A 13,494-nucleotide genomic window follows, 5' to 3' on the forward strand; every position below is an offset into this window, starting at 1 on the left:
TCGGCGCAAATGGCACAAAAGGGCAGGATGTTTCGCACGGATGCCGCTAGAATGACGGTTTACTGATATTCAGGAGGCAACCATGTTGGAGTTGTTGAAAAGTCTGGCGTTTGCCGTGATTATGGTGCCGGTGGTGATGGCCGTGATCCTGGGTTTAATCTGGGGCCTGGGCGAGGTGTTTAACCTCTTCTCCGGCATCGGTCATAAAGACCAGCCAAAACAGCACCGCTGATTTCCCCCCCGCGCCCGGCTTTGCCGGGCGTTTCATTTCTGCTCCACCGCCCTCAAGCCGCCGCGTTCTTTGCCGATAACTGCTGGGAAAACCCTGCCCGCAGCGTTATATTATTCTTTATATAACGAAACGGTAAGGAGTGTGTCATGGCAAAGTTATGGGTACGACTGGCGCTCGGCGTCACCTTAAGCGCGGGCGTTGTCGGCCAGTCGCTGGCGCAGGAGAATACGGTCACGGTCTTCGCCGCCGCCTCGCTGACGAACGCGATGCAGGATATCGCGACCGATTATGCGAAAGCGCATCAGGTCAAAGTGGTGTCGTCGTTCGCGTCGTCGTCGACGCTGGCGCGCCAGATTGAAGCCGGGGCGCCGGCGGATATTTTTATCTCCGCTGACCAGAAGTGGATGGATTACGCCGCCGATAAAAAAGCCGTTGACGCAGGCAGCCGCAAAACGCTGCTCGGCAATAGCCTGGTCGTGGTGGCACCGGCCAAACGCGCGCAGGGCGATATCGTGATTAACCGCAGCACCGACTGGAAAAGCCTGCTGAAGGGCGGCCGACTGGCGGTGGGCGATCCGGCGCACGTACCGGCCGGGATTTACGCCAAAGAGGCATTGCAAAAGCTCGGTGCCTGGGACACGCTCTCAGCACAGCTCGCGCCCGCCGAAGACGTTCGCGGCGCGCTGGCGCTGGTGGAGCGCGACGAAGCCCCGCTGGGCATCGTGTATGGTTCTGACGCCGTGGCAAGCCGCGGCGTGAAAGTGGTTGGCACCTTCCCGGAGGATTCCCATCAGAAAGTGGAATACCCGCTGGCGATTATCGACGGGCATAACAACCCGACGGTCAGCGCGTTTTACCGCTATCTGCAGGGCCCGGAAGCTGCCGCAGTGTTCAAACGATATGGATTTACGACCAGCCAATGATGTTGACGGAACCCGAATGGCAAGCGGTACTGCTTAGCCTGAAAGTCTCTACACTTGCGGTACTTATCAGTTTGCCCTTCGGGATCCTTCTCGCCTGGGTGCTGGTGCGCTGCACCTTTCCCGGCAAAACGCTGCTGGACGGCGTTATCCACCTGCCGCTGGTGCTGCCGCCGGTGGCGGTCGGTTATCTGCTGCTGGTGGTCTTTGGCCGCCGCGGCCTGATAGGCGAATGGCTGTACGATCTCTTCGGTTTCACGTTCGCTTTCAGCTGGCGCGGGGCGGTGCTCGCCTCGGCAGTCATGGCGTTCCCGCTGATGGTGCGCGCCATTCGTCTGGCGCTGGAAGCGGTCGATGTTCGCCTGGAAGCGGCGGCGCGCACGCTCGGTGCGGGTCGCTGGCGGGTCTTTTTCACCATTACACTGCCGCTGACGCTGCCGGGCATTATCGTCGGCACCGTGCTTGCCTTCGCGCGTTCGCTTGGCGAATTCGGCGCCACGATCACTTTTGTCGCTAATATTCCTGGCGAAACCCGCACGCTGCCGTCGGCGATGTATACGCTTATCCAGACGCCGGGCGGTGAGGGCGCCGCTGCGCGTCTGTGCGTTATCGCTATCGTGCTGGCGCTCTGCTCGCTGATGCTTTCTGAATGGCTGGCGCGCCAGAGCCGCCGTCGTCTGGGGGCGTCTTAATGCTGGAGCTTAATTTCACCCAGGTGCTCGGCAACCACCGCCTGACGGTCAATGAAACCCTGCCGGGCAGCGGCATTACCGCCGTCTTTGGCGTCTCGGGCGCGGGCAAAACCTCGCTGATTAACGCCATCAGCGGCCTGACGCGTCCGCAGCACGGGCGCATCGTATTAAACGACCGCGTGCTGAGCGATACCGAAACGGACATCTTCCTGCCGCCGGAAAAACGCCGCATCGGCTATGTCTTCCAGGACGCGCGCCTGTTCCCGCACTATAAAGTACGCGGCAACCTGAAATATGGCATGGCGAAAGAGATGGCGGCGCAGTTTGACAAGCTGGTGACGCTGCTCGGCATTGAGCCGCTGCTGGACCGCCTTCCGGGCACGCTGTCGGGCGGTGAAAAGCAGCGCGTGGCGATAGGCCGCGCGTTACTGACCGCACCGGAACTCTTGCTGCTCGACGAGCCGCTCGCCTCGCTCGATGTGCCGCGCAAGCGCGAGCTGCTGCCGTATCTGCAACGGCTGGCGCGCGAAATCAACATCCCGATGCTCTATGTCAGCCACTCGCTGGAGGAGATTTTGCACCTGGCGGATAAAGTGCTGGTGCTGGAGCAGGGCGAGGTAAAAGCGTTCGGTAGCCTGGAAGATATCTGGGGCAGCAGCGTGATGAACCCGTGGCTGCCGCCGGAGCAGCAGAGCAGCGTGCTAAAAGTCACCGTGCTTGAGCATCATCCGCACTACGCGATGACGGCACTGGCGCTGGGCGACCAGCATCTGTGGGTTAGCCGCATCGAAAAGCCGCTGCAGACGCCGTTGCGCATTCGCATTCAGGCGTCCGACGTCTCGCTGGTGCTGCAACCGCCGCTGCAAAGCAGTATTCGTAACATCGTGCGCGCCCGCGTGGCGCAATGTTACGACGACAACGGTCAGGTAGAAGTTCAGCTGGAGGTGGGCTCGCGCACCCTCTGGGCGCGCATCAGCCCCTGGGCGCGCGACGAGCTCGCTATCAAGCCGGGCCTCTGGCTTTACGCCCAGATTAAAAGCGTGTCGATCACCACTTAAAGCACCCACTGACGCAGCGCGTCGGCAATGCTGGCCTCGGTGTTGGGGCCAATCACTTTGTCGGCGTGCGATTTCACGATGTCATCGGCATTCCCCATGGCGATACCGAGGCCGGCGCGCTCCAGCATCGAGATATCGTTGTGGTTGTCGCCGAACGCCACCACCTGATCCATCGACAACCCCTGCGATTCCACCCACTGCGCCAGCCGCTTGCCTTTGCTGTTGCCGGGCGCGGCCACATCCACCTGATCGTGCCATGACCACTCGCAGGCGAGCCCCAGTTCGCGCTCAATGGTCAGCGCGAGGCTTTGCAGGCGCGGAATGTCCTCGCCGGTCAGCGCGAATTTCCAGATATTCTTCACCGAGCGCGCGGCGTCCTGCAGCGAAGCGACCTGGCGAAACACCGGACGCTGGGCTTCGGGCAGGCGCAGCGCCCAGTTTTCGGTGCGCTGGATATGGCCGGAAGCGTGCTCATACAGCATCGCGTCGTCCACATACATTAAGGAATGTATGCCGTGTTCGGTAAGCAGTTCGAGCAATGCGCTGGCCTGCTGGGGTGACATTGGGTCGGCAGTCAGGACCTTTTTCGCTTGATAATCATACAAATAAGTGCCATTACAACAAATTGCAGGTGTATCAAGCGCCAGCGCCTGATAAAAAGGATGGATGGCATTATGGTGGCGCCCGGTCACGATAACGGGTTTCAGCCCGGCGTCTTTCGCCAGCGCGAGCGCGTCGAGAGATTCCTGGAGGATGGTTTTTTGTGCGGTGAGCAGGGTGCCGTCTAAGTCGAGAGCGATTACGCGAAAGGTCATGCGGGTTTCCAGAGTCGTCAGTCAGAATATCCGGTTGATGGTACACCGCCAGAGGCGAGGGTTGAAACCCGCAGCGCCTGCGTCGGCACAGGAAGATAAAACACGCTACCCTTGAGACAGTCTTTCAAGCTGCAGTGAGGAAAGGAGTATTCATGAAACAAACCGTTTATACCGCAAGCCCGGAGAGCCAGCAGATCCACGTCTGGCGTCTGGAGCCGCAGGGCTCTCTGACGCTGTTGCAGGTGGTGGACGCGCCGGGGCAGGTTCAGCCGATGGTCGTCAGCCCCGACAAACGTTTCCTGTATGTCGGCGTGCGTCCGGAATTTCGCGTGATTGCGTATCGCATCGCTGCCCACGACGGCACGCTCAGCGAGGCGGGCGAAGCGCCGCTGCCGGGCAGCCCGACCCATATCTCCACCGATCATACCGGTCGCTTCCTGTTCAGCGGCTCGTATAACGCGGGCAGCGTGAGCGTGGTGCGTCTGAATGACGGGCTGCCGGGCGAGACCGTCGCCGTGGTGGAAGGGCTGGAAGGCTGCCACTCCGCGAATATCTCCCCGGATAACCGCACCCTGTGGGTGCCGGCGCTGAAGCAGGATCGCATCTGCCTGTTCACCTTAACCGACGATGGCCGCCTTGAGCCGCAAACCCCGGCGGAGGTCACTACGGTTGCCGGTGCCGGGCCGCGCCATCTGGTGTTCCACCCGAACAAGCCGTTTGCCTACTGCGTCAATGAGCTTAACAGCTCGGTCGATGTCTGGGCGCTCAACGATCCGCACGGTAAAAAAGAGTGCGTGCAGACGCTGGATATGATGCCTGCCGGTTTTGCCGATACCCGCTGGGCGGCGGATATTCACATCACGCCTGATGGCCGCCATCTGTACGCGTGCGATCGCACCGCGAGCGTTATCACCGTCTTTACCGTTTCTGAAGACGGCAGCGTGCTGGAAGTGCAGGGGCATCAGCCGACGGAAACCCAGCCGCGCGGCTTTAATATCGACAACAGCGGTCAGTATCTGATTGCCGCAGGCCAGAAGTCGCATCACATTGCGCTCTATGGCATTGAAGGCGCGCAGGGGCTGCTGACGGAGAAAGCGCGTTACGCGGTGGGCCAGGGCCCGATGTGGGTGGTTATCAACGCCTTCGAGGCGTAAGCCGCACCAAAGAAAAAACCTCGCCGCGGCGAGGTTTTTTTTCGGCGGGGGTGAGCCGCCTGCACGTCTGTTGTTCTCAACGGCGTAACAGTACGGCTGAATGTTGAGAAATTTCAGGACGTGCCTCAAATTACGAACCAATAAAAAGGGGGATTGCTCCCCCTTTTTTGCTAAAGCCCGGTGACCCGGCGCGATTACTTTTTCGGTTCAGCGACGACTTTGCTGCCGAGCCCGCGGTTGTTGTATTCCCACAGGCGGTTGGCGTTCGCGTCGTTCAGATCACGCTGGATATTGCCTTTATCATCCTGCGCCCCGGTATTGCCGGTAAACGGACGCTGTGAGCCCAGCGCCGGGCCCCACGGCTGCGCGGTGTTGAAACCGGCGTCAATCACGCTGTCACGAATGACAACCTGGCCGTTCGGCGTCTGGCCTGGGGTGTAGCCGTTAGCGCTCGCGTCCAGATCCCACGCGCGACCAAGCTGCGCCACACCATCACCGGCAGCCACAAAGCGGCTGTTCACCGCGAGGAAGCCGTAATAGAAGTTCGGCGCGGTCGCCGGCGCGAAGACATAGCCTTCTTTCTGAGTGCGGGTGTTCACTACGCGGAATTCGGTGTTATCAAACACCACCGCGCCGCGGCCAGCCACCAGATCCACATCGCCTTCCACATAGCTGTTCGTCACCTGGGTGCGGGTCAGACGATCCGGCGTAAAGCGGTTGCGGATATCACTGTTGGTCACAAGGAACGGATTCTGGCGGCCCAGAATATTGACCTTGTTGATCTGCACGCGATCGCCGTCGGTACGCAGCGCGACAGCCTGATGCTGGCCTTCGCCCGCGGCGTCGCCGAGGCTGTTTTCGATGGTCAGATTCTGCAGTTGCAGGCCGTTATTCTGGGACCAGAACACGGCGGAGCACATCAGGCCGACGCTGCCGTTACGGTGATTCTGGCAGTTGTCGAACATATACCAGGCCGGTTTGCCGGGCATATATTTGCCGGACGGGTTCACGGTACGGCGCCAGGTGTTGGCGTCCATTTCGCTGTCCAGCGCGGCGCTGATCTTCACGTCGATCGGTTTTTCGCCGGTGCCGTACAGGGTGACGCTGCCAGGCGCGGCCGGCACATACACGGTGCCTTCATAGGTGCCCGGCAGGATAGCGATATACTGACGATTGCTGGCGTGACGCGCAATCGCCGCGTCTACTGCCGCCTGAATGCTGGTGTGGGTCACGCCCTGTTCGCCTGCCTGGCCGACCACGAAGTCCGCTTTTTCGGGCAGTCGAATCGATGACGGCGCCCACGGCGCGGCATTCGGATCGATATTCGAGAAGTAGCGGGCCGGGACGAAATTCTTCGCTTCATCCGCAGACAGCACCGGGCGAGCCGACGTACCCGGCGCGCGTTGTTCAGAAGGACGCTGGTCCGGTGGCGTTGAGCTGCATGCAGTCAGTGTCACGCCAAAAGCGAACGCCAGCGCCAGACGGGATACCGAAAATTTGTTCAAGGGTTGCTCCTTGCTAAGCCTGTTGAAATGGGGGAACGCACAAGAGCCTGCTTTTTTATACTAAGTTGAGCGAAACGGGAAGCCGATTATGACAACCGGCTTCAAAATGCTCAGAGGTAATGCGCCGTCAGCGAGGCGCTGGAGAGCCGGTGAAAGTGAACGTTGAACCCGACCAGCGCGCCGCTGGCGTTTTCATCCACCTCGATGCGCTCCACATCCAGCGCGTGCACCGTGAAAATATAGCGATGCGTTTCGCCCTTCGGCGGCGCTGCGCCGCCGTAGCCCGGCGTGCCAAAATCGGTACGCGTCTGGATGGCGCCTTCGGGCAGGTCAGCCTGACCGGAGCCTGCGCCCTGGGGGAGCACGCGGGTGTCGGCCGGCAGATTCGCCACCACCCAGTGCCACCAGCCGGAGCCGGTCGGCGCGTCCGGGTCATAGCAGGTCACCACAAAGCTTTTGGTGCCGGGCGGCACCTCATCCCAGGTGAGATGGGGCGAAATATTATCGCCCTCATAACCCATACCGTTAAAGACGTGACGCGCGGGGAGTTTGTCGCCGTCGTTAAAATTGACGCTAATGAGCTTCATGCCGTTCCCCCGCTTACAGATGCAGCAGTTTTAGCAGCGCCTCGGCGGTCGCCGCGGACGAGGCCGGGTTCTGACCGGTCACCAGATGCCCGTCAACGACGACATGCACGCCCCAGTCATCCGTGCGCTCAAACTGGCCGCCCGCCTCTTTAAGCGCGTCTTCCACGAGGAACGGCACCACGTGGGTCAGCCCGACCGCCTCTTCTTCACTGTTGGTAAAGCCGGTCACGCGCTTGCCTTCCACCAGCGCCGTGCCGTCCGGTTTTTTCACATGGCGCAGCACACCGGGCGCGTGGCAGACGGCCGCGACGGGCTTGCCGCCGCCCCAGTAGTGTTCGATAAGCGCGATGGAAATCGGATCTTCGGCGAGATCCCACAGCGGGCCGTGGCCGCCCGGATAAAACAGCGCGTCATACTCGTCGGCGTTAATCTCATCAAGACGCACAGTATTGGCGAGCGCCGCCTGGGCCTGCGGATCTTCGCGAAAGCGGCGGGTGTCGGCGGTTTGCGCGTCCGGCGCGTCGCTTGTCGGGTCAAGCGGCGGCTGGCCGCCCTGCGGCGTGGCGAGCGTCACGTCGATGCCCGCATCATGAAACACGTAGTAAGGCGCCGCGAACTCCTCCAGCCAGAAGCCGGTCTTTTTCCCGGTATCGCCCAGTTTGTCGTGGGAGGTCAGTACCATCAGAATCTTCATCGCGTTCTCCTGGTTTTATCGCAAATCCTGAAAGTGTAGTGCATCCCTCATCGCTTGCCGCGCGCTCAGTGTCTGAAAAATCGTGGGTTTTTTATCGCTTCACTCACCGCGCGGGTGAGCCGCGTGAGCTGTTCCGGCGTGATGATATACGGCGGCATCAGGTAGATCAGGCGGCCAAACGGACGCACCCAGACGCCCTGTTTCACGAAAAAGCGCTGCAGCGCCGCCATATCGACCGGATGATGGGTTTCGACCACGCCAATAGCGCCGAGCACGCGCACGTCGGCGACCTGCGGCAGTGTGCGGCACGGGTCGAGCTCCTCGCGCAGTTGATGTTCTATCGCCGCTACCTGCGCGCGCCATTCGCCGGTCGCCAGCAGCGCCAGGCTTTCGGCGGCCACCGCGCAGGCGAGCGGGTTGCCCATAAACGTCGGGCCATGCATAAAGCAGCCCGCTTCGCCGTTGCTGATAGTCTCCGCCACAAGGCGTGTCGTCAGCGTGGCGGAAAGCGTCATGGTGCCGCCCGTCAGCGCTTTGCCGAGGCAGAGAATATCCGGTGCGATCCCGGCGTGTTCGCAGGCGAACAGTTTCCCGGTGCGGCCAAAGCCGGTCGCTATCTCATCGGCGATAAGCAAAATCCCTTCGCGATCGCACATGCGGCGAATACGCCTGAGCCACTCCGGGTGATACATGCGCATCCCGCCCGCGCCCTGAACAATCGGCTCAAGGACAACGGCGGCAATCTCGTGACGGTGCGCGGCCAGCAGTCTTGCGAAAGGCGCGATGTCGCGCTCGTCCCATTCGCCGTCAAAGCGGCTCTGCGGCGCGGGCGCGAACAGGTTTTCCGGCAGATAGCCTTTCCACAGGCTGTGCATGGAGTTGTCCGGGTCGCAGACCGACATCGCCCCGAACGTGTCGCCGTGGTAGCCGTGGCGGAAGGTAAGAAAGCGCTGGCGCGGCTCGCCGCGGGCGTGCCAGTACTGCAACGCCATTTTCATCGCCACTTCCACCGCTACCGACCCGGAATCGGCGAGGAACACGCACTCCAGGCTCTCCGGCGTCATCGCCACCAGCGCGCGGCACAGCGCGATGGCGGCGGGGTGGGTAATACCGCCGAACATCACGTGCGACATCGCGTCAATCTGGCTTTTCATCGCCGCGTTAAGGCGCGGATGGTTATAGCCGTGAATGGCGGCCCACCATGACGACATACCGTCCACCAGCCGTTCGCCGCTCGCCAGCTGCAGTTCGCAGCCTGCGGCAGCGGTGACCGGGTACACCGGCAGCGGCGCGCTCATGGAGGTGTAAGGGTGCCAGATGTGGTCGCGATCGAAGGCGAGATCGTCAGGAGTTATCATGACTTGTAAACCAAATTAAAAAGATTTAGGTTTACGAGTATATCCATAACCCAGATAAATAAAACCCTTTGGAGACGCCCGATGGCTCACCTTTCACGCTGGACTTTGTCGCAAGTCACTGAACTTTTTGAAAAACCGTTGCTGGATCTGCTGTTTGAAGCCCAGCAGGTCCACCGCCAGCATTTCGACCCGCGCCAAGTGCAGGTCAGCACGCTGCTGTCGATCAAAACCGGCGCCTGCCCGGAAGACTGCAAATACTGCCCGCAAAGCGCACGCTACAAAACCGGCCTTGAGTCCGAGCGCCTGATGGAAGTGGAGCAGGTGCTCGATTCCGCGCGTAAAGCCAAAGCGGCGGGCTCCACGCGTTTCTGCATGGGCGCGGCCTGGAAAAACCCCAACGATCGCGATATGCCTTACCTGGAGCAGATGGTGCAGGGCGTGAAAGCGATGGGCCTTGAGACCTGCATGACGCTCGGCACGCTGAGCGACGCCCAGGCGCAGCGCCTCGGCGAGGCGGGCCTGGATTACTACAACCATAACCTCGACACCTCGCCGGAGTTTTACGGCAACATCATCACCACGCGCACCTATCAGGAGCGTCTCGACACGATTGAAAAAGTGCGCGACGCGGGCATTAAGGTCTGCTCCGGCGGCATCGTAGGGCTTGGCGAAACCGTCACCGACCGCGCGGGCCTTCTGCTGCAGCTCGCCAACCTCCCGACGCCGCCGGAAAGCGTGCCGATCAACATGCTGGTGAAGGTGAAGGGCACGCCGCTTGCCGATAACGACGACGTCGACGCGTTCGATTTTATCCGCACCATCGCGGTGGCGCGCATCATGATGCCGACCTCGTACGTGCGTCTCTCGGCGGGCCGCGAGCAGATGAGCGAGCAGACCCAGGCGATGTGCTTTATGGCAGGCGCCAACTCCATTTTCTATGGCTGCAAACTGCTGACCACGCCGAACCCGGAAGAGGACAAAGATTTGCAGCTGTTCCGCAAGCTCGGCATCAACCCGCAGCAGACCGCGGTGCTGGCGGGCGATAACGAACAGCAGCAGCGTCTGGAGCATGCGCTGCGCGACGCCGACAACGCACAGTATTACAACGCGGCGGCGGTATGACCTGGCAGGCGAGAATCGACGAGGCGTTAACGGCGCGCGAGGCCAGCCATAGCCTGCGCCGTCGCGTCATCTGCGACCCGGCGCCCGGCGGCGCGCTGGTGCATCAGGGCGTGCGCTACCGGAACTTTTCCGGTAACGACTACCTGGGGCTAAGCCAGCACCCGGCGCTTATCGCGGCCTGGCAGCAGGGCGCTGAACTCTATGGCGTCGGCAGCGGCGCTTCCGGTCACGTCAGCGGCTACAGCGGCGCGCATCAGGTGCTGGAAAACGCGCTGGCGCAGTGGCTCGGCTATGACCGCGCGCTGCTGTTTATCTCCGGTTTCGCCGCCAACCAGGCGGTGGTGGCCGCGCTGATGCAGCCGCAGGATCGCCTTCTCGCCGACCGGTTAAGCCACGCCTCGCTGCTGGAGGCCGCAAGCCACAGCCCGGCGACGCTGCGCCGCTTTGCGCATAACTCGCCGCAGGCGCTCGCCGCGCTGCTCGACAAACCCGTCGACGGGCTGACGCTCGCGTTTACCGAAGGGGTGTTCAGCATGGATGGCGATCTCGCGCCGCTCGCTGACCTCGCTGCGCTGACGCAGGGCGCGCAGACGCTGTTGATGGTGGATGACGCCCACGGTATCGGCGTGCTGGGCCGCGAAGGGCGGGGCAGTTGCGACGTGGCAGGCGTCAGGCCTGACCTGCTTTTGGTGACGTTCGGGAAGGCGTTCGGCCTGAGCGGCGCGGCGCTGCTGTGTAGCGAGTCGATGGCCGATTATTTGCTCCAGACCGCGCGACATCTCATCTACAGCACCGCGATGCCGGGCGCCCAGGCGCAGGCGCTGCGCGCGGCGCTCACGGTCATCCGCGAGGGCGACGATCTGCGCACGCGTCTTGCGCGCAATATCGCCCGGTTTCGCGCGGGGGCGGCGCAGTTGCCGCTGACGCTTGCCGGGTCTAACACCGCTATTCAACCGCTCATCGTCGGTGAAAACGGTGCCGCGCTGGCGCTCGCCGCGAAACTGCGGGCGCGTGGCTGCTGGGTGACGGCTATTCGCCCGCCGACCGTGCCGCCCGGCACCGCGCGCCTGCGCCTGACGCTCAGCGCCGCGCATCAGGATAGCGATATCGACGCGCTGCTGGAGGCGTTATATGACGCTTGCCGTTGATAAACGCGCCGTGGCCGCCGCGTTTGGCCGCGCGGCGCACAGCTATGACGATTTCGCGGCCCTCCAGCGCCAGAGCGCGCGGTTGCTGGCGGAACACTGCGGCGCGCAGGGCATCGCAACGGTGCTGGACGCGGGCTGCGGCACCGGCGCGGGGAGCCTCGACTGGCGCGCGCGCGGCTGCGACGTGACGGCGTTCGATTTAAGCCCCGGCATGCTGGCCCAGGCGCGCGAACGCCGCGCCGCGCACCGCTTCATCCAGGGCGATATCGAGGCGCTGCCGTTTGCTGACGCATGCTTTGATCTCGTCTGGAGCAACCTGGCGGTACAGTGGTGCCAGAGCCTTTCCGTGGCGCTGGCGCAGATGCTGCGCGTCGCGCGGCCCGGCGGGCGGGTGGCGTTCAGCACGCTGGCGCACGGCTCGCTGGGCGAGCTCCATCAGGCATGGGCGGCGGTGGATGACCGCTCCCACGCCAACACTTTCGCGAGCCCCGAATCGATACACGCCGCCGCGCCGGCGGCCCGTATGACGCTGCGCCAGCACCCGGTGACGCTGCTGTTCGGCGACGCCCTCGGCGCGATGCACTCGCTGAAGGGCATCGGTGCGACCCATCTGCACGCCGGACGCGAGAGCCGCACGCTCACGCGTCGCCAGCTGCGCGCGCTGGAAGAGGCCTGGCCGCGAAAAGAGGGCGGTTTCCCGCTGACTTACCATTTGATTTCTGGAGTGATTGAACGTGACTGAACGCTGGTTTATTACCGGAACCGATACGGAAGTGGGCAAAACTATCGCCAGCTGCGCGCTGCTCGAAGCGGCAAAGGCCGCAGGGCATCGCGCGGTGGGCTACAAGCCGGTCGCTTCCGGCAGCGAAATGACCCCGCAGGGACTGCGCAACAGCGACGCGCTCGCGCTCCAGCGCCACAGCAGCGTGGCGCTGGGCTATGAGCAGGTAAATCCGCTGACGTTCGAAGAACCCACCTCGCCGCATATCGCAAGCCAGGAAGAAGGGCGAGCGATTGATTTCACGGTGCTCTCCGCGGGCCTGCGCGCGCTGGAGTCGCAGGCCGACTGGGTGCTGGTAGAAGGCGCGGGCGGCTGGTTTACGCCGCTTGCCGACGATGCCACCTTTGCCGACTGGGTACAGCAGGAGCGCCTGCCGGTGATTCTGGTGGTCGGCGTGAAGCTTGGCTGCATCAACCACGCGCTGCTGACCGCGCAGGCGGTACAGGCCGCCGGGCTGCGTCTCGCGGGCTGGGTGGCGAACGATGTGCAGCCGCCGGGCCGCCGTCATGAGGCGTATCTCAACACGCTGCAACGCCTGCTGCCCGCGCCGATGCTCGGCGAGATCCCGTGGCTTTGCGGCGAGCCGGATGTGACGCCTGCCGCGCAGTGGCTCGATCTCAGTAAACTGGCGCGCTAAGGCGTTATCCAGTGCGTCATGCGCGCATCGGTTAACTGCGCCACGCTGCCGCGGGCCACGGCGCGCCCGCGATGCAGCAGACAGAAGCGATCCGCCACCCGGCGGATAAACGCCAGATGGCGCTCCACCAGCAGCAGACCCATGCCCCACTCGCGGTTAAGCCGCACCAGAATATCTCCCAGACGCGGGATAAACGCCTGCGCGAGCCCGCGCGTCGGTTCATCGAGGATCAGCAGGCGCGGGCGCGTGACCAGCGCCTGGGCCAGCGTCAGCTGATGCGCGACCTCCGGCGTCAGGCGCGAGGCCTGTGCGTGGCGCTCGTCATACAGCGCCGGGAAGAGGTCGAATACCGGCTCTGGCAGCGCGGCGGCGACATGAGGTTGGGCGAGCAGGGCGATATGCAGATTTTCTTCGACGGTGAGCTGCGAAAAATAGCGTCGCTCCTGCGGCACGTAGCTGATGCCGAGCGCCGCGCGCGCCTGCGCCCCAACGCGCATGAGCTCCTGCGGCGCGCGTCCGGCCTCGCGCCAGAGAATGCTGCCGCTTTTAACGGGCAGATACCCGGCCACGCAGTTCAGCAGCGTGGTTTTCCCCATGCCCGGCGCGCCAATGACGCAGGTGCACTCTCCCGGCAGTAAATCGAGGCTGACATCCCACAAGCTGTGCTGTGTGCCGTAAAAGTGGTTAACCGCGTGCAGACTTAACATGGCGCTTCTCCTTGAGACAGGGTATCGGAAAACAACGTTAGCGCGCCGCGCATAAGCCCGGCTGCGCTGTGACTTCCCCGGCCT

The 13,494-nt window shown here is 62.9% G+C and carries 15 protein-coding genes; 9 read left to right on the forward strand and 6 right to left on the reverse strand.

Annotation, left to right across the window (positions count from 1 at the left end):
- The first annotated feature begins 82 nt into the window (after positions 1-82).
- From AFK67_RS21620 to modC, 4 genes are all read left to right on the forward strand, one after another.
- Complete coding sequence (locus AFK67_RS21620) at positions 83-232, forward strand: AcrZ family multidrug efflux pump-associated protein (RefSeq protein WP_032967249.1); 150 nt, start codon at positions 83-85, stop codon at positions 230-232.
- 146 nt (positions 233-378) lie between these two features.
- Positions 379-1,155, forward strand: a complete 777-nt coding sequence (gene modA / locus AFK67_RS06490) for a molybdate ABC transporter substrate-binding protein (protein WP_007722457.1) — start codon at positions 379-381, stop codon at positions 1,153-1,155.
- The gene (gene modB, locus AFK67_RS06495; protein WP_032967252.1) at positions 1,152-1,844 is read left to right on the forward strand and encodes a molybdate ABC transporter permease subunit; all 693 of its coding nucleotides are present in this window, start codon (positions 1,152-1,154) and stop codon (positions 1,842-1,844) included. The genes modA and modB overlap by 4 nt, the downstream gene beginning before the upstream one ends.
- Entirely contained in the window at positions 1,844-2,902 is a 1,059-nt protein-coding gene (gene modC, locus AFK67_RS06500; RefSeq protein ID WP_007722463.1) for a molybdenum ABC transporter ATP-binding protein ModC, read from the forward strand. The genes modB and modC overlap by 1 nt, the downstream gene beginning before the upstream one ends.
- Here modC and AFK67_RS06505 read toward each other — a convergent pair.
- On the reverse strand, positions 2,899-3,717 hold the full coding sequence (locus tag AFK67_RS06505) for a pyridoxal phosphatase (RefSeq protein ID WP_007722465.1): 819 nt from the start codon (positions 3,715-3,717) through the stop codon (positions 2,899-2,901). The genes modC and AFK67_RS06505 overlap by 4 nt on opposite strands.
- 152 nt (positions 3,718-3,869) lie before the next feature.
- Between AFK67_RS06505 and pgl the strand changes: the two genes are divergently transcribed.
- Positions 3,870-4,871, forward strand: a complete 1,002-nt coding sequence (gene pgl / locus AFK67_RS06510) for a 6-phosphogluconolactonase (RefSeq protein ID WP_007722467.1) — start codon at positions 3,870-3,872, stop codon at positions 4,869-4,871.
- A gap of 194 nt (positions 4,872-5,065) precedes the next feature.
- Here the strand turns inward: pgl and AFK67_RS06515 are convergent, their stop codons facing one another.
- The 4 genes from AFK67_RS06515 to bioA form a co-directional block, all read right to left on the reverse strand.
- Positions 5,066-6,376 (reverse strand): putative acyl-CoA thioester hydrolase, encoded by a 1,311-nt coding sequence (locus tag AFK67_RS06515; RefSeq protein ID WP_007733007.1) that lies wholly within the window; start codon positions 6,374-6,376, stop codon positions 5,066-5,068.
- A 110-nt stretch (positions 6,377-6,486) separates the two neighbouring features.
- Complete coding sequence (locus AFK67_RS06520) at positions 6,487-6,963, reverse strand: kinase inhibitor (protein WP_007733009.1); 477 nt, start codon at positions 6,961-6,963, stop codon at positions 6,487-6,489.
- A 13-nt stretch (positions 6,964-6,976) separates the two neighbouring features.
- Positions 6,977-7,657 carry a type 1 glutamine amidotransferase domain-containing protein gene (locus AFK67_RS06525; RefSeq protein ID WP_007733010.1) on the reverse strand — a complete coding sequence of 227 codons (681 nt, stop codon included), beginning with the start codon at positions 7,655-7,657 and terminating at the stop codon, positions 6,977-6,979.
- 65 nt (positions 7,658-7,722) lie between these two features.
- On the reverse strand, positions 7,723-9,012 hold the full coding sequence (gene bioA, locus AFK67_RS06530) for an adenosylmethionine--8-amino-7-oxononanoate transaminase (protein ID WP_032967663.1): 1,290 nt from the start codon (positions 9,010-9,012) through the stop codon (positions 7,723-7,725).
- An 84-nt stretch (positions 9,013-9,096) separates the two neighbouring features.
- On the opposite strand from bioA, the gene bioB reads away from it, so the two are divergent.
- The 4 genes from bioB to bioD are packed head-to-tail and all read left to right on the forward strand — an operon-like array spanning position 9,097 to position 12,703.
- A complete protein-coding gene (gene bioB, locus AFK67_RS06535) occupies positions 9,097-10,137 on the forward strand; it encodes a biotin synthase BioB (protein WP_007733012.1) in 1,041 nt (346 codons plus the stop codon).
- Positions 10,134-11,285, forward strand: a complete 1,152-nt coding sequence (bioF, locus tag AFK67_RS06540) for an 8-amino-7-oxononanoate synthase (protein WP_038883980.1) — start codon at positions 10,134-10,136, stop codon at positions 11,283-11,285. The genes bioB and bioF overlap by 4 nt, the downstream gene beginning before the upstream one ends.
- Positions 11,269-12,027 carry a malonyl-ACP O-methyltransferase BioC gene (gene bioC, locus AFK67_RS06545; RefSeq protein ID WP_007733015.1) on the forward strand — a complete coding sequence of 253 codons (759 nt, stop codon included), beginning with the start codon at positions 11,269-11,271 and terminating at the stop codon, positions 12,025-12,027. The genes bioF and bioC overlap by 17 nt, the downstream gene beginning before the upstream one ends.
- Positions 12,020-12,703 (forward strand): dethiobiotin synthase, encoded by a 684-nt coding sequence (gene bioD / locus AFK67_RS06550; RefSeq protein WP_007733018.1) that lies wholly within the window; start codon positions 12,020-12,022, stop codon positions 12,701-12,703. Before bioC ends, bioD begins: the two co-directional genes overlap by 8 nt.
- Here the strand turns inward: bioD and AFK67_RS06555 are convergent.
- Entirely contained in the window at positions 12,700-13,410 is a 711-nt protein-coding gene (locus AFK67_RS06555; protein WP_007733020.1) for an ABC transporter ATP-binding protein, read from the reverse strand. The two genes, bioD and AFK67_RS06555, sit on opposite strands and share 4 nt — an antisense overlap.
- Positions 13,411-13,494: the final 84 nt, after the last annotated feature.

The organism is Cronobacter dublinensis subsp. dublinensis LMG 23823 (genome assembly GCF_001277235.1).
In the GTDB taxonomy this organism is placed as follows: Bacteria; Pseudomonadota; Gammaproteobacteria; order Enterobacterales; family Enterobacteriaceae; genus Cronobacter; species Cronobacter dublinensis.